The 25,574-nt window shown below is 70.1% G+C and carries 21 protein-coding genes; 3 read left to right on the top strand and 18 right to left on the bottom strand.

From position 1 onward, the window contains the following. Window positions 1-12: 12 nt before the first annotated feature. Window positions 13-1,470 (bottom strand): solute carrier family 23 protein, encoded by a 1,458-nt coding sequence (locus tag ACH41F_RS38435; protein WP_391230391.1) that lies wholly within the window; start codon window positions 1,468-1,470, stop codon window positions 13-15. A 233-nt stretch (window positions 1,471-1,703) separates the two neighbouring features. Between ACH41F_RS38435 and ACH41F_RS38430 the strand changes: the two genes are divergently transcribed. Beyond that, the gene (locus ACH41F_RS38430) at window positions 1,704-2,270 is read left to right on the top strand and encodes a SigE family RNA polymerase sigma factor (RefSeq protein ID WP_398839609.1); all 567 of its coding nucleotides are present in this window, start codon (window positions 1,704-1,706) and stop codon (window positions 2,268-2,270) included. Beyond that, window positions 2,267-3,127 carry a hypothetical protein gene (locus ACH41F_RS38425; protein ID WP_398839608.1) on the top strand — a complete coding sequence of 287 codons (861 nt, stop codon included), beginning with the start codon at window positions 2,267-2,269 and terminating at the stop codon, window positions 3,125-3,127. Before ACH41F_RS38430 ends, ACH41F_RS38425 begins: the two co-directional genes overlap by 4 nt. A 540-nt stretch (window positions 3,128-3,667) precedes the next feature. Here ACH41F_RS38425 and ACH41F_RS38420 read toward each other — a convergent pair. Further along, a complete protein-coding gene (locus ACH41F_RS38420) occupies window positions 3,668-4,822 on the bottom strand; it encodes a right-handed parallel beta-helix repeat-containing protein (protein WP_398839607.1) in 1,155 nt (384 codons plus the stop codon). A 222-nt stretch (window positions 4,823-5,044) separates the two neighbouring features. On the opposite strand from ACH41F_RS38420, the gene ACH41F_RS38415 reads away from it, so the two are divergent. Then, a complete protein-coding gene (locus ACH41F_RS38415) occupies window positions 5,045-7,252 on the top strand; it encodes a family 43 glycosylhydrolase (RefSeq protein WP_398839606.1) in 2,208 nt (735 codons plus the stop codon). 6 nt (window positions 7,253-7,258) lie between these two features. On the opposite strand, the gene ACH41F_RS38410 is transcribed toward ACH41F_RS38415, so the two are convergent. The 16 genes from ACH41F_RS38410 to ACH41F_RS38335 all read right to left on the bottom strand — a co-directional run bounded on the left by ACH41F_RS38410 (window position 7,259) and on the right by ACH41F_RS38335 (window position 25,555). Beyond that, complete coding sequence (locus ACH41F_RS38410; protein ID WP_391230383.1) at window positions 7,259-8,059, bottom strand: HAD family acid phosphatase; 801 nt, start codon at window positions 8,057-8,059, stop codon at window positions 7,259-7,261. Window positions 8,060-8,135: 76 nt separating this feature from the next. Beyond that, window positions 8,136-9,248, bottom strand: a complete 1,113-nt coding sequence (locus tag ACH41F_RS38405) for a chondroitinase-B domain-containing protein (protein ID WP_391230382.1) — start codon at window positions 9,246-9,248, stop codon at window positions 8,136-8,138. 34 nt (window positions 9,249-9,282) lie between these two features. Next, a complete protein-coding gene (locus tag ACH41F_RS38400; protein WP_391230381.1) occupies window positions 9,283-10,338 on the bottom strand; it encodes an alpha/beta hydrolase family protein in 1,056 nt (351 codons plus the stop codon). Further along, entirely contained in the window at window positions 10,325-10,702 is a 378-nt protein-coding gene (locus ACH41F_RS38395; RefSeq protein WP_398839605.1) for a hypothetical protein, read from the bottom strand. Before ACH41F_RS38395 ends, ACH41F_RS38400 begins: the two co-directional genes overlap by 14 nt. Beyond that, window positions 10,695-11,720 (bottom strand): pectinesterase family protein, encoded by a 1,026-nt coding sequence (locus ACH41F_RS38390; protein WP_398839604.1) that lies wholly within the window; start codon window positions 11,718-11,720, stop codon window positions 10,695-10,697. Before ACH41F_RS38390 ends, ACH41F_RS38395 begins: the two co-directional genes overlap by 8 nt. Window position 11,721: 1 nt before the next feature. Continuing rightward, entirely contained in the window at window positions 11,722-12,852 is a 1,131-nt protein-coding gene (locus ACH41F_RS38385; RefSeq protein WP_398839603.1) for a pectinesterase family protein, read from the bottom strand. A 239-nt stretch (window positions 12,853-13,091) separates the two neighbouring features. Further along, on the bottom strand, window positions 13,092-14,423 hold the full coding sequence (locus tag ACH41F_RS38380) for a polysaccharide lyase family 1 protein (RefSeq protein WP_391230376.1): 1,332 nt from the start codon (window positions 14,421-14,423) through the stop codon (window positions 13,092-13,094). 31 nt (window positions 14,424-14,454) lie between these two features. Next, complete coding sequence (locus ACH41F_RS38375; protein WP_398839602.1) at window positions 14,455-15,255, bottom strand: rhamnogalacturonan acetylesterase; 801 nt, start codon at window positions 15,253-15,255, stop codon at window positions 14,455-14,457. A 96-nt stretch (window positions 15,256-15,351) separates the two neighbouring features. Next, window positions 15,352-16,692 (bottom strand): extracellular solute-binding protein, encoded by a 1,341-nt coding sequence (locus ACH41F_RS38370; protein WP_391230373.1) that lies wholly within the window; start codon window positions 16,690-16,692, stop codon window positions 15,352-15,354. Between the two features lie 49 nt (window positions 16,693-16,741). Continuing rightward, the gene (locus ACH41F_RS38365; protein WP_398839601.1) at window positions 16,742-18,724 is read right to left on the bottom strand and encodes a pectinesterase family protein; all 1,983 of its coding nucleotides are present in this window, start codon (window positions 18,722-18,724) and stop codon (window positions 16,742-16,744) included. A gap of 33 nt (window positions 18,725-18,757) precedes the next feature. Next, window positions 18,758-20,287: a family 43 glycosylhydrolase gene (locus tag ACH41F_RS38360; protein ID WP_398839600.1), complete on the bottom strand. Its 1,530-nt coding sequence runs from the start codon at window positions 20,285-20,287 to the stop codon at window positions 18,758-18,760. Continuing rightward, window positions 20,284-21,129 (bottom strand): DUF6807 family protein, encoded by an 846-nt coding sequence (locus ACH41F_RS38355; RefSeq protein WP_391230370.1) that lies wholly within the window; start codon window positions 21,127-21,129, stop codon window positions 20,284-20,286. Before ACH41F_RS38355 ends, ACH41F_RS38360 begins: the two co-directional genes overlap by 4 nt. Further along, entirely contained in the window at window positions 21,129-22,283 is a 1,155-nt protein-coding gene (locus tag ACH41F_RS38350; protein WP_391230369.1) for a Gfo/Idh/MocA family oxidoreductase, read from the bottom strand. The genes ACH41F_RS38355 and ACH41F_RS38350 overlap by 1 nt, the downstream gene beginning before the upstream one ends. Beyond that, on the bottom strand, window positions 22,280-23,563 hold the full coding sequence (locus ACH41F_RS38345; protein ID WP_398839631.1) for a polysaccharide lyase family 1 protein: 1,284 nt from the start codon (window positions 23,561-23,563) through the stop codon (window positions 22,280-22,282). The genes ACH41F_RS38350 and ACH41F_RS38345 overlap by 4 nt, the downstream gene beginning before the upstream one ends. Window positions 23,564-23,726: 163 nt before the next feature. Further along, window positions 23,727-24,623, bottom strand: a complete 897-nt coding sequence (locus tag ACH41F_RS38340) for an ABC transporter permease subunit (protein WP_391230368.1) — start codon at window positions 24,621-24,623, stop codon at window positions 23,727-23,729. Continuing rightward, window positions 24,620-25,555 (bottom strand): ABC transporter permease subunit, encoded by a 936-nt coding sequence (locus ACH41F_RS38335; protein WP_391230367.1) that lies wholly within the window; start codon window positions 25,553-25,555, stop codon window positions 24,620-24,622. Before ACH41F_RS38335 ends, ACH41F_RS38340 begins: the two co-directional genes overlap by 4 nt. Window positions 25,556-25,574 lie beyond the last annotated feature (19 nt).

The following is a 25,574-nucleotide window of genomic DNA, read 5'->3' as shown; positions in this document are numbered from 1 at the left end:
CCACCCCTCACCTCACTTCGCGCCGAGGAGCTGCTCGATCGGGTCGATCGCGAAGTACACCAGGAACAGCGCCGAGGTCCCCCACAGCAGCCAGTGGATCTCCTTCGCCTTCCCGAGCACCGTCTTGATGACGACGTACGCGACGAACCCGGCCCCGATCCCGTTGGTGATCGAGTACGTGAACGGCATCACCGCGATGGTGAGGAACGCCGGGATGGCGATCTCGTACCTGTCCCAGTCGATGTGCTTGACCTGGGTCATCATCAGGAAGCCGACGGCGACCAGCGCGGGCGCGGCCGCCTGGAGCGGGACGATGGTGAGCAACGGGGTCAGGAAAAGGGCGAGGCCGAAGAGCCCGCCGGTGACCAGGTTCGAGAAGCCGGTGCGCGAGCCCTCGCCGACCCCCGCCGCCGACTCGATGTACGAGGTGGCGGAGGACGCCGACGCCGCGCCGCCCGCGACCGCCGCGGCACCGTCGATGAGCAGCACCCGGCCGAGGTTCGGGACCTTGCCCTCCTCGTCGAGCAGCCCGGCCTCGGCGCTGATGCCGACGACCGTGCCCATGGTGTCGAAGAAGTCGGACAGGATCAGCGTGAAGATCAGCAGGACGACGGTGATGACACCGACGTCGGACGCGCTGAACGCGCCGAAGAGGCTGAACTGGCCGAGCAGTCCGAAGTCCGGGGTGTCGACGACCTTGTCGGGCCAGGCGGGCGTGGTCAGACCCCAGCTCTTGATGTCGGCCGCCGAGTTGATGATCATCGCGAGGACCGTCATGGTCACGATGCTGATCAGGATGGCGCCCTTGACCTTGCGGGCGAGCAGTCCGATGGTCAGCAGCACGCCGAGACAGAAGACGAGAATCGGCCACCCGGAGAGGGTGCCGGTACCGCCGAGTTGTACCGGTACGGTGGTGTTCGCGGCGTCCGGGATGCGGCTGACGAAGCCGGCGTCGACGAAGCCGATGAAGGCGATGAACAGGCCGATGCCGACGCTGATCGCCTGCTTGAGCGGCTGCGGGATGGCGTGCATGACGGCCTCGCGCAGCCCGGTCACCACCAGCACGCAGATCAGCAGTCCTTCGAGGACCACCAGACCCATCGCGTCGTCCCAGCTCATCAACGGGGCGATCTGGAAGGCGACCACCGCGTTCAGGCCGAGTCCGGCGGCGAGCGCGAGCGGGAGGTTGCCGCCGACCCCCATGATGATCGTCATCACCGCGGCCACCAGGGCGGTGGCGGTGGTGAGTTGGACGGGGTCGAGGGTGTCGCCGAACTTGTCCTTGGCGCTGCCCAGGATGATGGGGTTCAGGACAAGGATGTAGGCCATCGTGAAGAACGTGGCGAGGCCGCCGCGTATCTCCCGGGCGAAGGTGGAGCCTCGTTCGGAGATCCGGAAGAACCGGTCGACGCTGTTCGTGACGGGTGGCGCGGTGCCTGGCCGGTCTTCCGTCTTCTCGGTCGCGGGCATGGTGACGCTCCTCGGTGCCTGATGGATCAGTGTGCGGATGCTGGCTGGATTGTTCCTGTGTTGAACGCGCTTCAGGTTTTCCCCGTGTTACGGAATCGGGGTCGGGGGATCAGACTGTGTTCGAAGCCCCGTACGAACCACTTGGTTGATCACTGCTACGCTTCCGGATCTCATCCGGCCGCCTCCGGATGATCACATGTCATTCACATGACAGGCACAGGGAGGTTTCGCCCGTGGGCACGGTCGTCGACGACGCAGCCTCCGTGGAGTTCCATGCCTTCTTCGAGCGGCACTACGCCGAACTGTCCCGGCTGGCGTATCTGCTGACCGGTGAGTCGGACGCCGCCGACGATCTCGCGGCGGACGCGCTGCTCGCACTGTGGAACCGCTGGGACCGGGTGCGCGCGGCCGACCATCCGGCCGCGTACGCCCGTGGCGTCGTCGCCAACATGGCCCGCACCCGGATCCGCAGCGCGGTCCGGGAGCGCCGGCGGATCGCCCTGTTCTGGTCGCAGCGCGAGGAGAAGGTCGAGAACCCGGACATCGCGGGGGTCGTCGACGTCCAGGACGCGTTGCGCAGGCTGCCGTTCCGCAAGCGCGCGTGCGTGGTGCTGCGGCACGCGTTCGACCTGTCGGAGAAGGACACCGCTCTGGCCCTCGGTGTTTCCGTGGGTACGGTTAAGTCCCAGACGTCCAAGGGGATGGCCGAACTCCAGCGGTTGCTCGGCTCCCAGGGCGTTCCCCAGAGGATGGCGGCGGCCATGGCGCGCGGCGGCGAGAGCGGAGGACGGACCCGATGAGGCAGCAGGACGTGCACGACGAGCTGCGCGCCCGACTGCACGAGGCGGCCGGACAGCACGAACCGGACCGCGCGCGCATCCTGGCCCGGATCGAGCGCGGCATGGCCGAGGAGAGGCGCCCCGACCACCGGGCCACCCGCCCGCCGGTGTTCGGCTGGGTGCGGGTGGCCGGCGCCACGGCGGCGGTCGCGTGCGTGCTCGGCATCGGCGGCTACGCGGTCGCCTCGGCCGTGAAGGACGACGCCCCGCAGCAGACCGTGGCGACCACGGCGACGCCCGAGCCCTCGCCGGACGCGACGAGCCGGGCGCCGATCGAGCCGGCCGACCCGTCACCGGGCGAGACCCCGGAGACGAGGGAACCCAGCGCCACGCCCTCGTCGCAGCGCCCCTCGGCGACCCCCACCGCCCAGCCCCCCGTCACCGCCGTCGACGAGGAGGACGGACCGCTCTGGTCGGACGGCTCGGTCGACCCGCACAGCAACGACTTCTGGGCGCAGAGCAATATCACCCTGAAGACCTCCGAGGAACTGACCGCCCTCACCGTGCAGTTGCGGATCGCGCAGACCGGCGGGGTGCGCCCGGCCGGCGCCTGGCGTTCGCTGCCGGAGGACGACTTCACGCTGACCACCGAGGAGAGGGACGGCTTCGTCGTCTACACCTGGACCCTCAAGGAGGGCCGCAAGGCCCCCAAGGGCGAGTGGGTGTTCGCGGGGCAGTACGACCATGAGCGCGGCGGCCGGGACGCGGCCGACGACAGCTACTCGGCGACCGGTACGGCGGGCGGCGAACGGCTCGCGGTGCAGGGAGACTTCGCGGCCCATTCCGACGACGACGCCTCCTCCGGCGGGGACTCGTAGAACCCTCCGGAGGGGACTCGTAGAACCCTCCGCCGGGGACTGGCCCGAACCGTCCGCCGGGACTGGTGAAAAAACTTCTGGATGGGCGGCAACCTTTTCCCCTCCCGTGGCGACCAGGAGACGCAAGGTACTTCTCCCACGCAAGGAACGGGCATGACCGCACGAGCCGAACAGGGCGTCCACCACCGCCGCCGGGTCACCCGGCGCCGGGCGGAGATCGCCGGTGCCTCGGCCCTCGGCGTCACAGGGGCGGCGATCGGGTGCACCGCCTCCGACCTCGCGCACGAGGGAGGGCCTTCGCTCCTGACGGGTCCCGCGCGCCCCAACCGCCGTTCTCGTCACACGAGTTCGCGGGTGGGGAACAACCTTTCGGCCACCTTCGACGTCCCTAGTAGTGAGCGACGGACGAAGACCTGGACCGCACAGACCTGCTGACTCGAGCCCCCCTCGGTCAGCAGCCGCCGGCTGGAGCCCCCCTCGGGCCGGCGACAAGAACGCCCCGCAGGTGACGACCTGCGGGGCGGCTCTTGTTCCGGGGGTTCAGTTCATCGCCGAGCCGATGGCGGTGGAGCCGGTCGTGAGGAAGGTCGTGGCCGGAAGCGAGCCGTCCGCCTTCCGGGGGCCGTACGCCGTCGTCGCGTCCTTCGACCTGAAGGCGGGCGTGGCGACGCCGCTGTCCCAGTTGTTGGCGGCCGAGACCGTCGACGGCCCCAGTTTGGACCGCCCGCCCTTGTCGCCCACCGCGAGGTTCCGGGCGAGGCGGGCCTTGCCGGTGGCGAAGTAGAAGCCCGCCTCGGCGTTGGAGTAGGACGTGTTGCGGTTCAGGACGATCGCGCCCCGGTTGGAGTTCTCGGTGAACCCGTGGAGCGTGTTGTCCCAGGCCGCGTTGTGGTTCACCAGGTGCGCGACGGTGACGCCCCCGCCGCCCAGCTTGTAGCCGTTGCCGTTGCCCTCGAAGGCGGAGTCGTTCCAGCGGTTCTTGCCGTTGCCGAAGGCCCAGGAGTGCTCGATGGTGACCGGTGAGGAGAACTGCCACAGGTCGAGCCCGTCATCCGAGTTGTTGTACAGGCGGGCGCCGGTGATCCGGTTGCCGGTGCCGGAGCCGAACTTGACGGCGATCCCGTCGGCGTTCTGCCCGTGGCCGGCCGGGTCGTAGTTGCCGTGGCTGTCCAGGTTCTGCACCAGGTTGCCGGTGGTGCCGTCGCCGCGCAGGGTGAACCCGGAGTCGCCGTTGTTCGCGGTGACGAGGTTCCTGAAGACACCCCCCACGGACGAGGTCACGACCAAGCCCTGGGCCGGGGAGTTCTGGAAGGTGAGGTTCTGCACGGTCCAGTGGTCGCCGTGGATCCCGGCCAGCCAGGAGCCGTCGGGCAGCTTGGAGCCGTCGATCCGCACCTTCTCGCTGCCGTACGCCGTGAGCGTGATGCGCGCCGAACTCGTGCCGTTCGCCGTCGACTTGAGGGTGGCCGTCGGATAGTAGGTGCCGGCGCGCAGCTGGATGGTGGTACCGGCCGCCGCGTTCTTCACCGCCGACTGGAGCTCCGCGGCGTTCGTCACGGTCACCGTGGCGGACGCGGCCCGGGCGCCGTCGTTCGACAGTCCGAGGTAGACGCCGCCCGCCCCCGAGGCGACGGCCACTGCGGCGGCGATGGAGAGCGTGCGGGTCCTGCGGTGGCGTCCGGTGCTCTGACGCACGGGGCGTTCCTTTCCTAGGCGATGAGGGTGAAACGGGCCGGAGGGGCCGCCCCGGCCCGTTTCTGACACCAGGTCGCCGCCGACGCGGACAAAGGTTGCCGGGCCCCGAAGAGGGGCGAAAGTTTCGATCCCGCCGTTTCCCCCGCGCACCGATTGACGCGTCTCGCCGCACCGATGACACTCCGATCGAACACAACCCCCCACACTCACACAGGATGTGTCATGCGCCCCCGCACCGTCCGCACGCTCCTGATACCCCTCCTGGCCCTCCTCCTCGGCCTGCTGTCGGCCCCGCCCAGTACCGCGAACCCCGGAGCGCCACCCGTGCACAAGCCCCAGTACGCCGGTTATCTCTTCGCCTACTTCACCGGCGAGGGCACCGCGGACGGCGAGCAGATCCGCTATGCCCTCAGCCGCGGCAACGACCCGCTGCACTGGCGTGAGCTGAACCAGGGCAAGCCGGTCCTCAGCTCCACCATCGGGGAGAAGGGGCTGCGCGACCCGTTCGTGATCCGTTCCCCCGAGGGCGACAGGTTCTACATGATCGCCACCGACCTGCGCATGTACCGGAGCAGCAGCGGCAGTTGGGACCAGGTCCAGCGGCACGGCAGCAAGTCGATCATGGTCTGGGAGTCCACCGACCTGGTCCACTGGACCGACCAGCGCCTGGCGCGGGTCGCTCCCGACAACGCCGGCAACACCTGGGCGCCGGAGGCCTACTGGGACGACTCCCTGGGCGAGTTCGTCGTCTTCTGGGCGTCGAAGCTGTACGCCGACGACGACCCCGGCCACACGGGCTCGACGTACAACAAGATGCTGTACGCCACCACGAAGGACTTCCGCACCTTCAGCGAGCCGAAGGTCTGGCACGACCCCGGCTACTCGGTCATCGACTCGACGGTGGTGAAGCACCGGGGCACCTACTACCGCTACACCAAGGACGAGCGGGACCCCAGCTCCTCCAGCCCCTGCTCGAAGTTCATCACCGCGGAGAAGTCGACGTCCCTGACCGCGACCGACTACGACGTCGTGGCGGACTGCGTCGGCAGCGGCGCGATGGACCGCGGCGAGGGTCCGACGGTGTTCAAGTCCAACACCGAGGAGAAGTGGTACCTGTTCATCGACGAGTACGGCGGTCGCGGCTACGTGCCCTTCGAGACCACCGACCTGGACTCGGGCAGGTGGACACCGTCCGCGAACTACCAGCTCCCGGCAAGTCCCCGGCACGGCACGGTACTTCCGGTGACGCAGGCCGAGTACGACCGGCTGCTCGCGGCCTACCCGGCGACCCCCGCCTCGGTCGTGGACGTCACCGCGAAGGACCAGAAGGGGTACGCCGTCGTCACGGAGGCCGCCTCGAAGGTCGTGCTGCCGATGCGGCCGGGCACGGACCTCAAGCGGCTCGCCCCTCGGGTGCGGGTCGGTGAGGGCGCCTCGGTGAGCCCGAGGTCCGGTACCCGACGCGACTTCCGCACGCCGCAGACGTACACCGTCACGGCCGCCGACGGTACGAGGCGCACCTGGACGGTCGAGGCGGTACCGACCGGAAGTCCCGTCCTGCCAGGGCTCAACGCCGACCCGGACGTGCACTTCCTGAACGGCGAGTACTGGATCTACCCGACCACCGACGGGTTCCAGGGCTGGGGCGGGACGCGGTTCAAGGCGTACTCGTCGAAGGACCTCGTCCACTGGAAGGACCACGGGGTGATCCTGGACCTCGGTCCGGACGTCGCCTGGGCGGACACGTACGCCTGGGCACCGGCCATCGCCGAGCGGGACGGCAGGTACTACTTCTACTTCTGCGCCGAGCAGCAGATCGGCGTCGCGGTGGCCGACTCCCCCGCCGGCCCCTTCGAGGACGCGCTGGGCAAGCCGCTGGTGGCCAAGGGCGGGGCGCTCAAGGGCCAGATGATCGACCCGGCCGTCTTCACGGACGACGACGGGACGTCGTATCTGTACTGGGGCAACGGGCACGGGTACGTCGTGCCGTTGAACGACGACATGACCTCGTACGACCCGGCGAGGATCGCGGACATCACCCCGGACGACTTCCGCGAGGGGTCCTTCGTGGTCAAGCGCGAGGGCACCTACTACTTCATGTGGTCCGAGGACGACACCCGCAGCGAGAACTACCACGTCGCCTACGCGACGGGACCGTCCCCGCTCGGCCCGTGGACCAAGAAGGGGACGATCCTGTCCAAGCGTCCCGAGTACGGCATCCTCGCCACCGGTCACCACTCCGTGGTGCGGGCCCCCGGCACGGACGACTGGTACATCGTCTACCACCGGTTCGCGCTGAACGGGCCGGGCAAGGCGGGCGGGGACGGCATGCACCGCGAGACGACCGTCGACCGCATGAGGTTCGCGGCCGACGGATCGATCCTGCCGGTGGTGCCGACCCTGGAGGGGATCAGGCCCGTGCGCCGGTGAACAGGCTCAGCTGACGTAGTACGTCGGGTTCGGGAGCTTGTACGTCCGGTCGGCGTACCCGCCCTCGAGGTCCGAGTACTGGTCGCCGAGGTTGGCGACGATGTCGTACCCGAGGTCCTGCTCGATGTGCCTGCGGGTACCGGACTTGTACTGCACGGTGGTGCAGGTCCAGGTGCCCGGGGTCGCGCAGGAGCTGAGGTAGGCCGGCGGGTTCGCCTTGTCCTTGAGGAACACGTGGTCGGCGTCGAGGTTCACATCGGCGCCGATCCTCTTCAGGTTCTCGACGGCGGCGGAGCGCTGCGCCTCGGAGAGACCGGAGTTGTAGAAGACCTCGACGCCCCTGGACTCGGCGTACCGGACCAGCTCGGGGCTGCCGAAGACGGCCGGGCGGTCGGCCCGGTTCACGTAGTCGGCCCAGGTGGCGGCGTTGTAGGTGTAGTTGGTCTTCTTCTCGTAGTCGAGGCTGAGCAGCAGCGTGTCGTCGATGTCGAAGACGACCGCGGGCTTGTCGCCCTTCTTCTTCGAGGCCTTCTTCGCGGCCTTGTCGATCTGCTTCCTGGCGGCCTTGTCGATGGCCGCGAGGTCCTTGGCGTACTGGCTGTCGGCCGACGCCTGGTAGACGCCGTTCGCGTCCAGCGTCGTGCCGTAGTAGGTGTCGATGTCCTTGACCAGGAGCCCGATGTTGTACGGCTCGTGGGTGCTGTTCGCGGTGGACTGGCCGGCCGTGGCCGCGCCGGCGCCGTAGAGACCGGCACCGGCGACGGCACACGCTGCGGCGATCGCCGCGATACGCAGTGGCTTATGCATGACAGACGTTCTACGCGCGTCACCCGGGTGGGCGCGAGACCCGCCGGGCAAAAAACGGGTCAAGCACCCCGGAAGGTCAGTTCATCGTGGCGCCGATGGTCGTCGAGCCCGTGGTGAGGAAGGTCGTGGCCGGCAGGGTGCCGCTGGAGCCGCGGGCGTTGTACGTCGTCGAGGCGTCCGTGGAGCGGAAGGCCGGCGTCGAGACACCGGAGTCCCAGTTGTTGCCGGAGGAGGTGACCGAGGAGCCCTTGCTGACGGAGCCGCCGCTGTTGCTCACGGCGAGGTTCTTGCCGAGCTTGGCGGCGCCGGTGGCGAAGTAGTAGCCCCACTTGCTGTTGGCGTAGGCGGTGGTGCGGTTGATGACGATGGCGCCTTTGTTGGAGTTCTCGGTGAAGCCGTTGCCGGCGTTGCCCCAGGCCGCCGAGTTGTTGACGACGTGCGCGACGACCTCGCCGTCGCCGCCCAGCTTGTAGCCGTTGCCGTCGCCCGCGAAGGCCGAGTCGGACCAGCGGTTGACGCCGTTGCCCATGGCCCAGGTGTGCTCGACGGTGACGGGTGAGGAGAAGGACCAGAAGTCCAGACCGTCATCCGCGTTGTTGTAGAGGCGGGCGCCGGTGATCAGGTTGCCGGTGCCGGAGCCGAACTTCACGGCGATGCCGTCGGCGTTCTCGCCGTGGTTCGCGGCGTCGTAGTGGCCGTAGGAGTCGATGTTCCTGACCGTGTTGTTGACGGTCCCGTCGCCGGTGAGCGTGAAGCCGGAGTCGCCGCCGTTGATGGTCCTGATGTTGTTCCAGACCGTGCCGGTGCAGGACTGGCAGACGACCGCGCTGTCCGGGGAGTTCTGGAAGGTGATGTTCGAGACGTTCCAGTAGTCCGCGGTCAGCTTGAAGATCCAGTCGCCGTCCGGCAGCTTCGAGCCGTCGATCTTCACGGTCTCGGAGCCGTACGCGGTGAGCTGGATCGGCGAGGACGAGGTGCCGTTGGCCGTGGACTGGAGGGTGGCCGTCGGGTAGTAGGTGCCGCCGCGGACCTGGATGACGGTCCCTGCGGTGGCGTTCTTGAGGGCGGCCGACAGGTCGGTGGAGTTGCTGACGACGACGGTCGCGGCCTGGGCCTGGCCGGGGAGGACGGCGATGCCCGAGCCGAGGGCCAGGGCCGTCGCCGCGATCAGAGCGGTACGACGAGACATGGAGTGCGGTCCTTTCTCGCGGGTGGGGGGAGGGTCACAGGACGCTGTCGAGCCAGCGGAAGACCTCGTCCTGCATGCGGTCGGCGAAGACATGGCCGAACTCGGGCCAGGTCCTCAAGGACAACCGCTCCTCGGCGTGACGGGAGTGCCAGACGGCGCGCAGCTTGTCGTGTGCGGCCCGGACACCTTCGGCGGTGAACAGCGGGTCGAGCCCGCCGTCGAAGAACAGCATCGGCCTGGGGGCGGCGATGCTCGCCACGTCGGGGAAGTCGAGGAACCGGGCGAGCCCGGGGTGGAGCATGTAGTAAGCGGACTGCCCGCGCAGCGCGTTGTTGCCGGGCACCATCATGTCCTTGAGGCCGGTCATCCAGCAGACGGCGGCGGTGGCGGAGACGGCGTCGGTCAGCGCGGCGGTCTGCCAGGCGCGGAAGGCGCCCATGGAGAACCCGAGGGCCGCGATCCGGCGGGGGTCCACACGCGGGAGGCCGGCGAGGAACCCGGCGGCGCGGGCGTCCTCGCGGGCCATGAGCCCGGCGAGCGAGGCACCGAGCTGGTAGAAGGTGCCTGCCAACGCCTGCTGTTGCTCGTAGGTGATCGGTCCGCGATCGCCCCAGCCGGGGGCGTCCAGGCACAGCACGACATGACCGCGCCGGGCCAGTTCGTCGCCCACGAACCGGCCGTCGTAGCACCGGTCGGCCCACGCCTGGGCGGGTGCGAGGCGGGTGTCGTCGTACCAGGGGCGTACGAGCTTCTCCTTGCCGATGCCGAACTCGGCCCCGTGGTCGTGGAGCAGCAGGACCGCGGGGAAGGGCCCGTGGCCGTGCGGGGTGAGGAGGACGCCGCGCACCCGCTCGTACCGGGTGAGGGAGAGGGTGACCAACTCCCGCGTGTAGCCATCGGCTTGGGCGGTGTCGCTGTACTCGGGCGCGTACGGCGTCCGGTCCTCCCGGTCCACCAGAAGGTGGTCCTCGACCTTGCTCCGGGCCGCCATGCGCCAGGCGGGGAAGTCACGGATGGGTGAGGTGCCCCAGGCGAGCGGGAAGTCGAGCTCCTTCCTCAGCGCCGGGTACAGGCTGTCAGGGCCGGCCATACGGCCTCCCCGCGCCGGCGTGGGTCAGGACGTGACGCTCCACCGCCGCGGTGGACCTGAACGGCCGGTGCTCGTGGAGGTCGGCCGGGTCCCAGCCGACGTCGTCGCCCAGTCCGAGACCGGCCGCCACCTCGCCCGGTCGGGCCGGGCGGCCGTCGGCCCAGGATCCGGTGTCGTGGACGTGCTCGCCGCCGTGGACGGTGAGGCCTCGACTCGGGTCGTGGCCACAGACGTTGCGCTCGCCGCGGCCGTCGCCGGAGCCGATGAGCGGGGACGCCCGGCCGACCGGGCCGTGTTCGGCCGCGGTGGCCCGCGGCGTCCAGCCAAGGCCCGCGCAGGCCAGGGTGGCGGCCGCCCTACGCACGGGGGCGCCAGTCGCCGAGGTAGGTCGCCTTGGTGTGCGATCCGGCCTCCTCGGCGCTCAGTCGGGGCCGGTTCTCCGGGACTGGGATCACCGCGCCCGGACCGCAGTTGCGGTACTCCCGAAAGCGCATGGTCTGCCAGGGGTACTGCTCGCGCATGTTCGTGTACGGCGTCATCGGGTCGATGCCGGGCCCGATCCGGGTGTCCCGCACGACGAGGGACGGCCAGGCGGTCGTCTCGTACGACGGGACCCACGGCCGCGCCAGCTTGTACGCCGCGTCCTCGGCGCCGGAGGTGATGCGGCAGCGGACGGCGAGGATGCCGTGGGGGTTGGCGCGGGCGGTGGACGGGGCGAAGACCATGCCCTTCGGGGTGAAGCCGACGTCCCGCTGGAGGGTGTGGAAGTGGCAGTCCTCGAAGACGGCGGTGGCCCGGCCGAAGACGAAGTCGACGTCGCCCTCGATGTGGCAGCGGTGGAAGTACTGCCGGTCGAAGGAGGTGAGCGCGGTCGTCTCGACGAAGAGGGTGTCCTGGTGGGCGAGGAGCCGGACGTTGTCGAAGTGGGTGCGGTCGCCGTAGGTGTACGCGGCGACCGCCTGGGTGCCGGTGATGTCGGGGTGGTCGGCGCGCAGCCAGTCGTTGGCGATCGTCAGGTCGCGGACGGTGAGACCGGGGGCGGCCGAGGTGAAGGTGGCGGAGCCCGCGGTGCCGTAGGTGGTCCCGTCGGGCTTCTTCGTGCCGTTCGCGTTGTCGTACACGAGGACCGCGTCGCGCGGGTCGCGGGAGGCGCCGCGCAGGGTCAACTCCGCTGCCTGGGCGGGGACGTTCACGACCTCGCGATAGGTCCCCGGGTGCACGACGATCGTCCAGCCGGGCCCGGTCACCGCGTCCACCGCGGCCTGGACGGAGCCGCCGGGGCGGACGTGCAGGACGCGGCGGGCGCCGCTCGCGAGGGCCGGGGTGGCGCCGGTGGCGAGGACGCCCCCGGCGATGCCGGTCAGCAGGGTGCGTCTGCGCATCTCAGCACCCCTCCCGCCACGGCTTCCAGTCACCGAGGTAGGCGGCGGGCGTCGCCGACTCGACCTCGGCGCTGGTGAGTTGGGGACGGTTCTCCGGGACGGTGATCCGGGCGCCGGGGCCGGTGTTGCGGTACTCGGCGAAGCGCTGGTTCTGCCACGGGAAGGAGTCGGACATGTTCGCGTAGGGGGCGACCGCGTCGATGCCCGCGCCGAGGTGCGTCTGACGGACGACGAGGCTCGGCCTGGCGGTGGGGTCGGAGCTGGGCACCCAGGGACGGGCCAGCTTGTAATAGCTGTCGGGGGCCTCGCTGCTGATGCGGCTTCTCGTCACGAGGTAGCCAAGCGGGTTGGCGCCGGCCGTGGAGGGGGCGAAGACGAACCCGTACGGGGCGGAGGACAGGTCGGTGCGGGTCAGGGTGCGGAAGTGGCAGTGCTCGAACACGGCGGTGCCTCGGCCGAAGACGAAGTCGACGTCGCCCACGACGTAGCAGTGCGCGAAGTACTGGCGGGCGAAGACGGTCAGTGCGGAGGAGTCCGCGTACAGGGTGTCCTGGTGGCCGAGGAAGCGGCAGTGGTGGAACGCGGAGCGGTCGCCGAGAACCTTGACGGCGACGGCCTGGGTGCCGGACACGCCGGGGTGGTCGGCGCGCAACCAGTCGTTGGCGAAGGTGATCCATCGGGCGGTGAAGCCGTCGGGGCGGATCAGGGTGGTGGCCGAGCCGGTGGTGCCGTAGGTGCCGGAGCCGTCGGGCTTGGGGGTGCCGGCCGCGTTGTCGTACACGACGACGACGTCACGGGGGTCCTCGCTCGCGCCGATCCAGGTCAGCTCGGTGGCCATGGCGGGGACGGCGACCGTCTCGCGGTACTCGCCCGGCGCGATCACGAGCGTGTACCCGGCGCCGGTGACCGTGCTCACGGCCGCCTGGACGCTGGTGAAGTCGCCGCGGCCCCGGGTGTCGACGTAGAGGGTGGTCGGGGTGAGGCGGGCGGCCGGTGACCCGAACCGGCCGAAGGGGCGCCGGTTCCCGGCCGAGGCGGGCGCGGCGGCCAGTCCGAGCGCGGCGGCGGCGCCGGTGCCCGCGATGAGGAATCCCCTGCGGGACAGGGGGAGTCGGGGGTGGGGCGAGGGCATGGTGATGCTCCTTGGAGGTGCGGCTCTTCAGCGGTGTGCTCGGGGGACTTCCTCGCCGTGGGGGGTGAGGGCCGGGGCGGGGCGCACTCCGGGTGCGGTCGCCCCGGCCGTTCGGGAGCGCAGTACGGATGCGGTCGCCCCGGCCGTTCGGGGGGCGCACCCAGAGTGCGGTCGGTCCGCCCCGGCCGTTCGGGAGGCGCACCCAGGGTGTGGTCCGCCCCGGCCGTTCGGGAGCGGTGTCAGCAGATGCGGCCGGCGCCCGCGCGGTGGTCGACGATCGCCGGGACCGCCCGCACCGGGTCGACCTTGGTGCGCAGGGTCGGGGTCCAGCCGGCGCCGGACGGCAGGGTCTCGGCGGGGATCTCGGCGTTGTGGACGGCGATCAGGTCGGTGACCTTGCCGTTGACGGTGTTGTCGGCGGCGGTCACCGGCGACACGTTCCACCGCTTGAGCACCTTGGCCGCGCTGATCCCCTCCGGCAGCGTGAACGCGTTGTGCTCGGCGACCAGTTGGGACTCCTTGCCGATGCCGAAGCTGTAGGAGTAGTCGCCGTTCGCCACGAAGTGGTTGTTGTAGGAGTCGACCTGCCCGAAGCGGACGCGCGGGGCGCGCTCGACGAGGTTCGAGAACAGGTTGTGGTGGAAGGTGACCTTGAGCTTGCCCCGGTCCCCCGCCGCCGTGGACTCGCTGTCGCTGTTGCCGATCAGGATCGTCTTGTCGTGCTCGGTGAAGACGTTCCAGGAGGCGGTGACGTAGTTCGAGCCGCGCACGATGTCCAGCTCGCCGTCGTGCTGCTGGTAGAGCATGCCGAAGTAGGTCGGCGCGGCACTGTCGGGGTGGCTGCCGTCGGTGAAGGTGTTGTGGTCCATCCACACATGGGTGGAGCCGTAGACGACGGCGGTGTCGTACTCGGAGTTCCAGTTGCCCTTGGCGCCGTCGGTCGGGTCCCACTGCGGGAAGCAGTCGATGGGGCTCTCGAAGGCGAGGTTGCGGATGATGACGTTGTCGACGGCCTTGATCTGGAGGCTGGCGCCCTTGATGCCGGCGTTCCTGCCGATGCCGATGATCGTGGTGTTGGAGGGGATGCTCGCCTTGATGGCCTGGTCCTGGTTGGCGGCGGAGGCGCGGCGCAGGCCCTCGGGGCTGTCGTCGGGCTCGGCGCTGAGGTCGGTGTCGAGCCCCCAGGTCTCCGGCGCGTACTTGGCGAGGTAGGCGTCGAAGTCGTACCCGGGGGCGGCGAAGGCGTCGCAGCCCTCGGAGACGGCGTCGATGGTCCCCCTGACCTTGATGATCTTCGGTGCGTCACCTCCGGCGGCGAGGGCGGCCTTGAACTGGGCCCAGGTGCTGACGGTGTGGACGTGCGCGGCGTCGGCGTCGGCACCGCCGGTGGTCCCCGTCCCGTACGAGGCCCAGCCGTCGTTCGCCGGAAGCGTCTGCCGGGCGACGTCCCGGCCGCCCGCCTGGGCGCCGGGGCCGGTCACGGCCAGGACGAGCCCGGTGCAGCCGACGACGACGGCGGCACGCGCCACCCTCGTCGCTATGTCATGCCCATGCCATTTCTGTGTGCTCATGGTGCGGCTCTCTTCCGAATCCAGGGGGTGTCTAAGCGGTCGTGGCCTCGGGCCAGGTGATCCACGAGGCGGGGATCACCTCGTCGATCCGTCGTACGTCCTGCGGGCGCAGCACCCGTGTCCGCAGCAGTTCCCGGGCGACGAGCCGCGCCACGGCGATCGCGCCCGGCGGGTTGAAGTGCGTGTTGTCCTGCTCGGTCGCCGTCCAGTTGAAGTAGGTCTTCGTCTCCTCCACCCCGAGCTTCTGCCACAGGGCGAGGGACAGCGCCTGGATGTCGAGCAGCGCGACCCGCTCCTCCTCGGCGAGCGCCCTCATCGCCGCCGGGTAGTCGCCGTGGGTCGGCAGGGCGTTGCCGCTCGCGTCGAACTTCCTGCGCTCCACGGAGGTCGCGAGCACCGGCCGGGCACCCCGGGCGCGGGCGCCGTCGATGTAGAGGCGCAGGTGCTCCTGGTACGTGGTCCAGGGCTCGGTGTAGCGGGTCGGATCGGCGACCTTCTCGTCGTTGTGCCCGAACTGGACGAGGAGGAAGTCGCCGGGTCTGATCGCACCGAGGATGACGTCGAGGCGGCCCTCGTCGACGAAGCTCTTCGAACTCCGCCCGTTCACCGCGTGGTTGGCGACGGGTCGGTCCTTGTGGAGAAAGAACGGCAGTGCCATGCCCCACCCGGTCTCGGGAGCGGCGTCGGCGTACTTCTGGGCGGCGGTGGAGTCACCGGCGATGTAGAGGGTGCGGGGGCGGCGGGTGCCGGCGGAGGCGGTGCCGGTGGCCGCGAAGGTGAGTGGGACGGCGGCGAGGGCCGCCGAGGTGAGCTGTCTGCGGGTAAGGGACACAGCAAAGCCTTTCGTTGACGGACCCGGGGGCGCGGGGAACTGCGTGACCGGCCCCGACGGACCCGCAGTTCCCCACCACCCGATGCACCCGAGTGCTCAGCCGTTCTGCGACTTCCACTCGGCCTGCGCCTCGTTCAGCTGCTCGGCCAGCGTGTCCAGGAAGTCCTTCGCGCTCATCTTCCCGAGCAGCACCTTCTGGAAGTTCGGCTCGTTGTCGGCCTTCGAGATGGTGCCCCAGTCAGGCAGGTAGTAGGGCAGCTGGACGATGGTCGTGGAGCCGTCGCTCAGTGCCGCCGCGGCCAGCTTGGTGGGCTCGGCCTTGGAGATCCACGCGTCCTGCGCGGCCTCGTTGTTCGCGGGCACCTGCCCGGCGGACTCGTTGAACTTCGAGTTCTCCGCGTGCGAGACGGCGAACTCGATGAACTTCCAGGCGGCGTCCTTGTTCTTGGAGCTCTTGAACAGGCCGACGCCGTCCACCGGGTTGGAGACCTGGACCCGCTTGCCGTCGGGGCCCGTCGGCTGCGGGATGCCCCGGAACTTCTCCACGCCCAGCGCCTTCACGTGGTCCTGGTAGGAGCCCAGGTTGTGGTTCAGCATGCCGATGGTGCCGGAGTCCCACTGCGCGACCATCTTGGTGAAGTCGTTGTTGAGGTCGGCGGACGGCGTGACCTTCTTGTAGAGCGCGGCGTACTTCTCCAGCGCGTCGACGTTCTTCGGGTCGTTGACCGTGGTCTTGTCGCCGTTCCAGAACGACGTGATCCCGGACTGCCCGTACATCGCGTCCAGCGCCTGCGCGATGGAACCGGCACCGCCGCGGATCGTGTAACCGAACTCGTTCTTCTGGGCGTCGGTGAGCTTGTCCGCCGCCTCGTAGAACTTCTCCCAGGTGCTCGGCTCGTCCAGGCCGGCCTTCTTGAACAGGTCGGTGCGGTAGTACAGCACACCGTTGTTCGCGGAGGTCGGCACCGAGTACAGCCGTCCGTCGCCACCGCCCGCGGCGGTCAGCGACTCCACCATGTCCTCGTTGAGCTTGCCGTTCAGGGAGGACTTGGCGAGCCGGCTGTCCAGCGGCTCCAGGGCGCCCTGCGCGGAGAAGGAGGCGAGCATCGCCGCGCCGACGCCACCGACGTCGGGGAGGCTGTCGGCCTGGATGGCGGTGTCGACCTTGGACTGGTAGTCGGTGGCGGCGATGCCGACGTACTCGACCTTGATGTCCGGGTTCGCCTTCTCGAAGTCGGCGATGATCTCCTTCCAGATGTCGGTGCGGACACCGCCGTTGTTGTCCCAGAAGACGATCTTGCCCTTGCCGCTGCCCTCGTCGCCCTTGTCCGCGCTGCCGCTGCCGTCGTCACCGCAGGCGGTGGCGGTCAGCGCGAGGACGGAGCCCAGGGCGACGGCCACGGCGGCGCGCCTGCTTCTGCGGATGCTGATCTTCATTGGTCGGCTCTCTCTTCTGGATCACACACGGGATATGAAGTTGTGGGGGTCAGGTGCGGGCGTACGGCGCCCAGCCGTCCGTGCCCTGGAGGTAGTCGGCGACGGTGTGGGAGCGGGCGTCCGCGGCGCTCATCTGCGGCCGGTCCGCAGTGACTTGGGCACCGGGGCCGTAGTTGCGGTACTCGGTGAAGCGGGCGTCCCTCCACGAGAAGCCGCTCATGTCGGTCCACGGGGAGGCCTTGATCGCGGCGGGCAGCTCGGTGTCGCGGATCAGGACCTGGGCGACCGCCTCCGGCTCCCCGCCCGGGTGCCAGGGCCGGCCGAGGTGGAAGCTCCCGGCCGGGGCGTCGCTCACGATCCTCGAGCGGGTGATCAGGAAGCCGTACGGGTTCCCGGTCCACGTCGAGGCGGCCGTGATGTAGCCGTTGTTGGTCGCCGAACCCCGGCTCAGCGCCTTGATGACCGACCGCTCGATCACGGTCGTCGCCCGGCCGTAGACGAAGTCGACGTCGCCCTCGATGTACGAGTCGCGGACATAGACCCGGCTGAGGGTGGTCAGCTTGGGGCTGTCGGTCATCAGGGTGTCCTGGTTGCCCAGGAAGGCGGTGTCCTCGAAGACGATCCGGTCGCCGGTCGTCTTCATCGCGAGCGCCTGCTCGCCCTTCAGCTCGACCGCGGCCTCGTCGAAGTCGTTGCTGAAGGTGAGGTGCCGCGCCGTGACGTCGTTCGCGGCGATCCGCACGGTGGCGCTGCCGGTCGAACCGCCGTACTCGGCGGGCGTGTCGTAGACGATGACGGTGTCGGACCGATCGTGTCCAGTCCCCTGCAGCACGATGTTCGGCTTGGTCGCGGGGACGAAAACCTTGGCGCGGTACGTGCCCGGTGCAACGGCGATCGTCACGGGCACGCTGTTGCCGTCCGGCACGGCGTCCACGGCGGCCTGCACGGTCGGGTAGGCGGCCGGGACGTGCAGGGTCACCCCGATCCGCCGCTGCGGTCCGGAGAGCCGCTTGACCAGCGCCGGGACGGCGGCGGCCGGGTCCAGCCGGTAGGCGTAGAACTCCCGGGGGTCGAAGGCCGTGCCCCAGGCGTCGGTTCGTCCTCCGGTGTGCCTGAGGATCGAGCCGCGCTGCACCAACTCGGCCGTGGCGTCGGCCTGGTAGGGGTGCTGGACGCCGTCGTAGTAGCTGTTCTCGATGACCATCCTGGTCCGGCCACGCGCCCAGTTCCCGTACGTCCACGTCGGGTCGCCGTCGGCGACCTGGGCCGACAGGTAGTTGTTGTAGAGGTGGGCGTAGGCGCAGTTGTCCGCCGACGGATTGCGCTGCTTGGTGCCGGTGAACCAGTTGTGGTCGATCGTGATCTCGGTGAGGGCGTTGGTGGTCCAGCCGATCCCGAACGCCTTGTTGTGGTGGGTGAACTGGTTGTAGGAGACGGTGACGTACCGGCTGTCCTTGCGGATGTCGAGCAGCCCGTCGCCCATGTGCGTGAAGCGGTTGTGGTCGATCCAGACGTGGTCGGCGGTGTCCATCTGGATGGCGTCGAAGTCGGTGGTCTTGCCGTCCCAGTCGCCCTCGACGTAGGAGTCCCGGATCGTCAGGTTGCGGATGATGACGTTGCTGGTACCGGGGTTGAGGTGCAGCTCGCCGTGGACGATCTCGCCGGTGTCGCCGACGCCGATGATCGTCTTGTTCGAGGCGACGACGACGTCCGAGCCGAAGGGCTCGACGGCTATCGACCCCGACACCCGGATGACGTACGGCTCCTCGGCCGCCGCGTACGTCATCAGCGAGGCCTGGTCGGTGACGGTGACGACCTTGCCGCCCGCCCCGCCGGTGGTGCCGCCGGCGAGGGAGGCGAAGCCGTGCGGCTGGTCGGTCCAGCGGGAGGCGGCCACCGGCGCGGGTCCGGTGCCCGCGGCGTCGGCCTCCCCGGCCGCCCCCAGCACGAGGGCGGCCAGCAGACTGACGACGGTGGCCAGGACCCTGCCGGGACCGAGTTCCAACAAGCGCTTGCTATGGAGGTGCGTCATTGCGCTCCCAACAGGCGTACGAGGAGGGGTGTGCTACAGCTGGTTGATCCTGAACCGGGTGAAGGTTGCCGCGCCGGCGTGCCCTTGTCCGGGGGGTGCGAGGGCGACGAGACCGAGCAGGGCGCCGACCCAGCGCCACGGGGTGGCCGCGAAGACAGGGCCGGACGGACGCGGGCCGTCGCCGACGTCGTAGGAGAAGCGGCACCGCGCGCCCGCGCCGATCTCGATCCGCAGCCGGACCCGGCCCTCGGGGGCGGGCACGGGGTGGGCGGCGTCCCGCTCCCGTTCGGCGACCGACTCGGCGAACCGGTGGACGACCCGCACGGTCCCGTCCTCGCCCCGCTGGAGCCCGATCCAGCAGAACGCGTCGCCGAGCACCGCGAGGCCGGCCCGGGCACCGGGCGCCTCGCTGTCCAGGCGCAGCTCCACCTCGACTGCGGACGGCGTGCCGGGCAGCCGCTGGGTGAGCACGTTCGGCAGTCTGCGCAGGTCGTGCGCGTCGGCCGAGCGGACGCAGGTCAGCCGGAGCCCGTCGCCGGAGTGGTGGGTGGCCCAGCCGTCGCGCGGGTTGGCGGTCCAGCTCCACTGGCGGCCGTGGCGCCCGCCGGGGAAGTCGTCGTCGGTGGCGGGCGCGGCGTCCGGCTGCGGTGGCAGCGCGGGGACCCGGTGGACGGCGACGGGGGTGCCTTCGTCCCCGAGCACCGGCCAGCCGTCGGGGTCCCAGCGCATCGGCTGGAGGTGGACGACCCTGCCGTAGGCGCCCCTGTGCTGGAAGTGCAGGAACCAGTCCTCGCCGGACGGGGTGCGCACCCAGCCGCCCTGGTGGGGGCCGTTGACGTCGGTGTCGCCCTGTTCCAGGACGATCCGCTCCTCGTACGGCCCGAAGAAGTCGCGGGAGCGGAAGGCGCCCTGCCAGCCGGTCTCCACTCCCCCGGCGGGCGCCAGGATCCAGAACCACCCCTCGTGCCGGTAGAGCTTGGGGCCCTCCAGGGTGAACCATCCCGGGATCCGGTCGCCGTCGACGATCACCTTGCCGTCGTCGAGGAGTTCGGTGCCGTCGGGGTTCATCCGGTGGCCGGTGAGGCGGTTCTTGACGCCGGAGCGGGACTTGGCCCAGGCGTGCACCAGATAGGCCTCGCCGGTCTCCTCGTCCCACAGGGGGCAGGCGTCGATCAGGCCCTTGCCGGCCTTCAGCAGGTGAGGCCTGCTCCAAGGGCCCCTGATCGCGGGGGCGTTGATCTGGAAGATGCCCTGGTCGGGGTCGCCCCAGAAGATCCAGAACCGGTCGTCGTGGTGGCGCAACGCCGGTGCCCAGACCCCGCAGTCGTGCCGGGGCGCCCTGAACTCTGCGGCGGGCTCCAGGCGTTCGAGCGCGTGGCCGACCAGGGTCCAGTGGACGAGGTCGCGGGAGTGCAGCAGGGGCAGGCCAGGGGCGCGGCCGAAGCTGGAGGCGGTGAGGTAGAAGTCGTCGCCGACGCGGACCACGTCCGGGTCGGACCAGTCGGCGTTCAGGATCGGGTTGGTGTAGGTCCCGGCCGTCTGCGCGCGGGTCGCGGCGGTCACTGGCTCACCGCCTTGCGGATCAGGGCGGCGGCGCCGTCCCGGTCGAGCCGGCCGTCGGCGACGACCGTGACCACCCGGCGGACGAGGGTGTCGCCCGGGGCGATCGGCACCCGCTCCTGGTGGGCCAGCGACGAGCCCACACCCGGGTACTCGGCGGTGCGCACGAACCACGGGTCCCGGCGGGTCTGCTCGGTGGCCCCGGCGAGGACGAGCGTCCAGGTGGAGCCGGCGAGGGCGAGCCAGTCGGCGCGGTGGCCGTGGACCTGCTCCTCGCCCTCGGTCACCGGGGTGAAGACGTCCGGGGCCCGGTCCTCCTTGCGGGCCCGCCAGAAGAAGCCCCCGTACGCGGCGCCCGGGCGGCCGTTGGTCGCCGGGCTGCCGATCGACAGCGGGTCGGGGGTGACGTTGGTCAGCGAGAAGGTGAAGTCCAACGACCAGGCGGTGTCCGTGAGTTCGGCGGCCGCGACGGTGCGCCGCTCACGCAGCAGCTCCGCGCCCGCGGCCACCCAGCGCAGCTCCTGGACGAAGCCGTCCGGGTCGCTCAGCTGGAAGGAGCTGTGGCGCTGGGCACCGTGGTTGTCGAGCTCGGTGGGGCCCTGGTCGCGGACGTAGGTGCGGCCGCCCCAGAAGTTGAACCCCTCGACGTCGGGAACGGCGACACCGACGCCGAGGTGGTGGAGGTGGTCGGCGGGGCTGAGTTCGGTGACAGCGGTGCCGGCCAGGGTGGTGACGGGGTGGAGATAGGGGCGCGGGGAGAGCCGGGCGGGCAGCTCGGGCCGGGTGACGTAGCGGCCGACCGGGCGGCCCGCGACGCGCAGGACCAGGGAGTCGGTGGTCGTCATCAGGTACTCACCTCTTTCGGTGGGCCGTCCACGGCCCAGGGCGTGCCGAGTTCGGAGTAGAGGGCGAGGGTGTCCGCGGAGGCCGCGACGAGCCCCTCGACACCGGGCACCACCCTGCGCTCCTCGCCGGGCACCCGGTGCCAGGCGCTCTCGGGCAGCGGGGCCGGGTCGGGGGCGGTGCGGATCGCCTCGACGACCTTCATGAAGGCGCCGGTGGCGTCCGGCGGGACGAGCAGGCCGGTGCCGTCGGTCAGGTGGTCGGCCAGGTTCTCCAGCAGGTCGGTGCGGCCGTACTCGTACTCCTGCGGGCCGTGGTCCGCGCGCTGGAGCAGGACGCGGTCCTGCTTGTACCAGAAGGTGATCCGGCCGCGCGTGCCGTGCACCAGGACGTACGGGTCGTCCGGGTGCTCGGCGCACAGGGTCGCGGCGACGGTGACCGGGCGGCCCTGGGCGGTGCTCACGCGGACGCAGGAGGTGTCGTCGGACTCGATGTCGTTGGCGCGCAGCAGCTCGGTCTCGATGCCGGTGACGTCCTCGGCGCGCGTGGAGCCGTTCAGGGCGAGACCGGTGGCGACGGCGTGCGCGAGCGGGTTGGTCAGGGCGCCGTCGATCACGTCGACGCCGTTCAGGCGCCGCCTGCCCGCCCAGGGGGCCCGCGTGTAGTACGCCTCCGGACGCGCCCAGGCACCGGCGCCCCCGACTCCGACCAGCTCCCCGATCGCCCCGTCCGCGATGAACCGACGGATCGCGGGCACCGCGTGCGAGCCCAGCGACTGGAAGCCGATCTGGCACACCACCCCGGCCGCGGCGACCCCGTCGGCCATGCGCCGGTACTCGGCGTAGGACGGCGCCGGGGGCTTCTCCAACAGGATGTGCACCCCGTGGGCCGCCGCGACGAGCGCCAGGTCCGTGTGGGTGGGGATCGGCGTGCAGATCACCGCGACCTGGGCGCCCGTGGAGTCCAGCAGCGCCCCGAAGTCGGCGGACTGCTCGGGCGTGCCGAGGCCGTCCGGGATCTCGTTCGCGGTCAGCGGGGTCAGCTCGCAGATGCCTGCCAGCCGTACGATCCCCTTGTCCTGGAGCCGGCGGATGTTCTCCAGGTGCCAGCGGCCGTGGCCGCGCGCGCCCGCCAGGACGATGTCCACGGTGCTCATGGGAGCCTCCCTGCGCCCGCGCCGCGCGCCACCTCTCGGTCGGCCGCCTCGGCGCTGTCGATCTTTGTGTGCAGGGTAGGCGTCCAGCCGACGTCGGCCGTGAGGTCGCGCTCGCTGCCGGAGTTGTAGGCGTTGTGGATCGGCAGCAGGTCGACCGGGAAGCCGTTGAAGAGGGTGCCCTCGTCGTGCAGGGCGGTGCCGTTCCAGCTCTTGACCAGGTCGGCGACCTCGATGCGGCCCAGGGTGGTGAAGGCGTTGTTCTGGGCGTAGAGGCCGGACTCGGTCGACACGCCGAGCGAGTAGCGGTAGTCGTCGGTGGGCACGACGTACCGGTTGTTGTAGACGTGCACCTGGCCGAAGCGGACACGGGGTGCGCGCTGGACGACGGAGTCGAACTCGTTGTGGTGCAGGGTGACCCGGAGCTTCCCGCGGTCCGCGGTGGCCGAGTCGCTGTTGCCGATGAGCATCGCCTTGTCGTGGCTCAGGAACCGGCTCCAGGAGACGGTGACCAGATCGGAGCCGCCGGTGATGTCCAGCAGGCCGTCGTGGCGCAGGTAGTTGCGGCCGAAGTGGGTCGGCTCCTTCTCGTCCGGGTGGCCCTTGTCGCTGAGGGTGACATGGTCGACCCAGACGTGGTGCGAGCCGGTCAGCCAGATGGTGTCGTACGCCGTCTTCCAGTCGCCGAGCCCGCCGGTGTTGGGCTGCCAGACGGGGAAGCAGTCGTAGGCGTCGCGCAGGTCGAGGTTGCGGATGATGACGTTGGAGGCGTTCTTGACCTGGAGGTTCGCGCCCTTGAGGACGGCGCCCCGGAGGCCGACGATCGTGGTGTTGGAGCCGACCGGGAGGGTGACCCGCTCGGCCTGCCGGGCGGCGGAGGCCTGCCGGGCCTCCTCCTGCGGGCCGCTGGGCCTGGCGGAGCCCCAGGTGCGGGGGTCGTAGGCGGCGAGGTACTTCTTGAGCGAGTAGCCGTCGGTCGAGTAGTCCGCGCAGTCCAGGTGGTCGCCGTCGGCGTCGGTGTTGGCGTCGATGGTCCCGGCGACCTTGATGATCTTCGGGGTGGCGCTGCCGCCGTCGAGGGCGGCGGCCAGTTCGGCGCGGTCGGTGACGGTGAAGACATGGGCGTCATCGGCGGCGGCGCCACCGGTGGTGCCCGCGCCCTCGGCCGCCCAGCCGTCGTTCGCGGGCAGCGGGTCGCGGCTGATGTCCCGGTCCTCGGCGTGGGCGGGGATGCACAGCAGCCCCAACACCCCTGCCGTGGCGACGATCTGACGGACTCTCATCATCACGCCACCGTCCCTGTCTGGGCGTCGGTGATCGGACGAGCCCGGTGACCGCGTGCCCGTCCGGCCGTCCCCGTGCCGCGGCGGACAGCGCCCGCTCCGGCAGGGATTCCGGCGCCCGGCGATCCGAAGAAGCCGCCTGCCACGGTCGTGCGACACAGGCTCATCCCTTCACCGCCCCCGCGCTGAACCCGGTGATCAGCCACTTCTGGATGAAGGCGAAGACGATCACGACGGGTACGGCCGCGATGATGCCGCCCGCGGCGAGCGCCCCGTAGTCGACGCTGTCGGCGCCCATCAGGGTGTTCAGGCCGACCGGGATGGTCTGCTTGTCCTGGTTGTTGAGGAACATGAGGGCGAACAGGAAGTGGTTCCAGGAGTGCACGAAGGCGAAGGAGCCGACGGCGATCAGACCCGGCCGCAGCAGGGGCAGCACGACGATCCGGAACGCGGTGAAGCGGTTGCAGCCGTCCACCCAGGCCGCCTCCTCCAGGGAGTACGGCACGTTCTTGATGAAGTTGCTGATCAGGATGATCGACAGCGGCAGCTGGAAGACCGTCTCGGCGATGATGACACTGGTCAGCGAGTTGATCATCTTCAGCTCGGCGAAGATCTCGAACAGCGGCACCAGCAGCAGCGCGCCCGGCACGAACTGGGAGCACAGCAGGCCGAGCATGAACGCCCGCTTGACCTTGAAGTTGAACCGGGCGAGGGCGTACCCGCCGGCCAGCGCGACGAGGGTGGTCATCACGAGAGTGGCGAGCCCGACGTAGACGCTGTTCTCGAAGTAGGTGCCGAACTGCCGTTCCGTCCAGACCTTCTCGAAGTGGTCGAAGGTGATCGGCCAGGGCACCAGTGAGGTCGAGCCGGCCGGGCGGACGGCGAAGAGCAGGATCCAGTAGAACGGGATCAGGGTGAAGAGCAGGTAGATCGACAGCGGCAGGTAGATGTGCCAGCGGGGGACCTCGTCCCAGGAACGCTGGTGCTTCTTCGGCCGGGGCGGCGCGGGCTCGGCCGCCTGCGGGGCGGGGGCGAGCGGGGTGGCTTCCTTGGTGATCACTTGTCGTCGCCTCCGAACTTGCTCAGGCGCAGGTAGACCATCGAGCAGAAGAGCAGGATCACGAACGCCACCGTGGTCAGGGCCGACGCGTAGCCGAAGTTGTGCGCGTCGACGGAGGTGTTGGCGATGTAGAGCGGCAGGGTCGTCGTCTCGCCCGCGGGTCCGCCGCCGGTGAGGGTGTAGAGCAGGTCGACGTTGTTGAACTCCCAGACCGCGCGCAGCAGCGTGGACAGGATGATCGCGTCCTTCAGGTGCGGCAGGGTGATGTGCCAGAACTGCTTGATCTTGCTGGCGCCGTCGACCTCGGCGGCCTCGTACAGGTCCTTCGAGACGGACTGGAGGTCGGCGAGGATGAGGATCGCGAAGAAGGGGACGCCGCGCCACAGGTCGGCGACGATCGCCGCCGGGAACACGGTGGAGGTGTCCGAGAGCCAGCTGGTGCCGTAGGAGCCGATGCCCAGGTCGGCGAGGTAACGGGTGATGCCCGTCTGGGAGTTGTAGAGGAGCACCCAGATCGCGGAGGTCAGCACGCCCGAGACGGCCCACGGGGAGAAGACCATGGCCCGGCCCAGCGAGCGGCCCACGAAGGTCTGGTTGACGATGAGCGCCAGCGCGAGGCCGAACAGCAGCTGGAGACCGACCTCGACGAAGACCCATTTGGCGCTGAAGACCAGCGTGTCCCAGAAGATCGGGTCCTCGGTGAAGGCGTGGACGAAGTTGTCGAAGCCCGCGTACCCGTTCCGCCAGGGCTTGGTGGGGTTGTAGTTCTGCAGGCTGTAGTAGAAGACGCTGATCACCGGGTAGGCGATGAAGCCCAGCATGAGCAGGGCGGCCGGGGCGATCAGCAGGTAGGGAAGCCTGCGCGGGGTGGCGGAGGCACGGCGCCGCCGGGGTGGCGCGGGCGGTTTCGCCACGGCTGCGGCTTGGGCCATGACAGTTCTCCGTTCTCGT

It is taken from the genome of Streptomyces sp. NPDC020489, from assembly GCF_044386545.1.
In the GTDB taxonomy this organism is placed as follows: domain Bacteria; phylum Actinomycetota; class Actinomycetes; order Streptomycetales; family Streptomycetaceae; genus Streptomyces.
Note: the sequence above shows the minus strand (reverse complement) of the source record. Positions and strands in the feature narration are given on the sequence as shown.

Bases quoted from the DNA above. Each gene is read 5' to 3' on its own strand.
- ACH41F_RS38435 (WP_391230391.1), bottom strand. From the start codon at position 1,470: ATGCCCGCGACCGAGAAGACGGAAGACCGGCCAGGCACCGCGCCACCC.
- ACH41F_RS38425 (WP_398839608.1), top strand. From the start codon at position 2,267: ATGAGGCAGCAGGACGTGCACGACGAGCTGCGCGCCCGACTGCACGAG.
- ACH41F_RS38415 (WP_398839606.1), top strand. From the start codon at position 5,045: ATGCGCCCCCGCACCGTCCGCACGCTCCTGATACCCCTCCTGGCCCTC.
- ACH41F_RS38410 (WP_391230383.1), bottom strand. From the start codon at position 8,059: ATGCATAAGCCACTGCGTATCGCGGCGATCGCCGCAGCGTGTGCCGTC.
- ACH41F_RS38405 (WP_391230382.1), bottom strand. From the start codon at position 9,248: ATGTCTCGTCGTACCGCTCTGATCGCGGCGACGGCCCTGGCCCTCGGC.
- ACH41F_RS38400 (WP_391230381.1), bottom strand. From the start codon at position 10,338: ATGGCCGGCCCTGACAGCCTGTACCCGGCGCTGAGGAAGGAGCTCGAC.
- ACH41F_RS38390 (WP_398839604.1), bottom strand. From the start codon at position 11,720: ATGCGCAGACGCACCCTGCTGACCGGCATCGCCGGGGGCGTCCTCGCC.
- ACH41F_RS38385 (WP_398839603.1), bottom strand. From the start codon at position 12,852: ATGCCCTCGCCCCACCCCCGACTCCCCCTGTCCCGCAGGGGATTCCTC.
- ACH41F_RS38380 (WP_391230376.1), bottom strand. From the start codon at position 14,423: ATGAGCACACAGAAATGGCATGGGCATGACATAGCGACGAGGGTGGCG.
- ACH41F_RS38370 (WP_391230373.1), bottom strand. From the start codon at position 16,692: ATGAAGATCAGCATCCGCAGAAGCAGGCGCGCCGCCGTGGCCGTCGCC.
- ACH41F_RS38365 (WP_398839601.1), bottom strand. From the start codon at position 18,724: ATGACGCACCTCCATAGCAAGCGCTTGTTGGAACTCGGTCCCGGCAGG.
- ACH41F_RS38355 (WP_391230370.1), bottom strand. From the start codon at position 21,129: ATGACGACCACCGACTCCCTGGTCCTGCGCGTCGCGGGCCGCCCGGTC.
- ACH41F_RS38350 (WP_391230369.1), bottom strand. From the start codon at position 22,283: ATGAGCACCGTGGACATCGTCCTGGCGGGCGCGCGCGGCCACGGCCGC.
- ACH41F_RS38345 (WP_398839631.1), bottom strand. From the start codon at position 23,563: ATGAGAGTCCGTCAGATCGTCGCCACGGCAGGGGTGTTGGGGCTGCTG.
- ACH41F_RS38335 (WP_391230367.1), bottom strand. From the start codon at position 25,555: ATGGCCCAAGCCGCAGCCGTGGCGAAACCGCCCGCGCCACCCCGGCGG.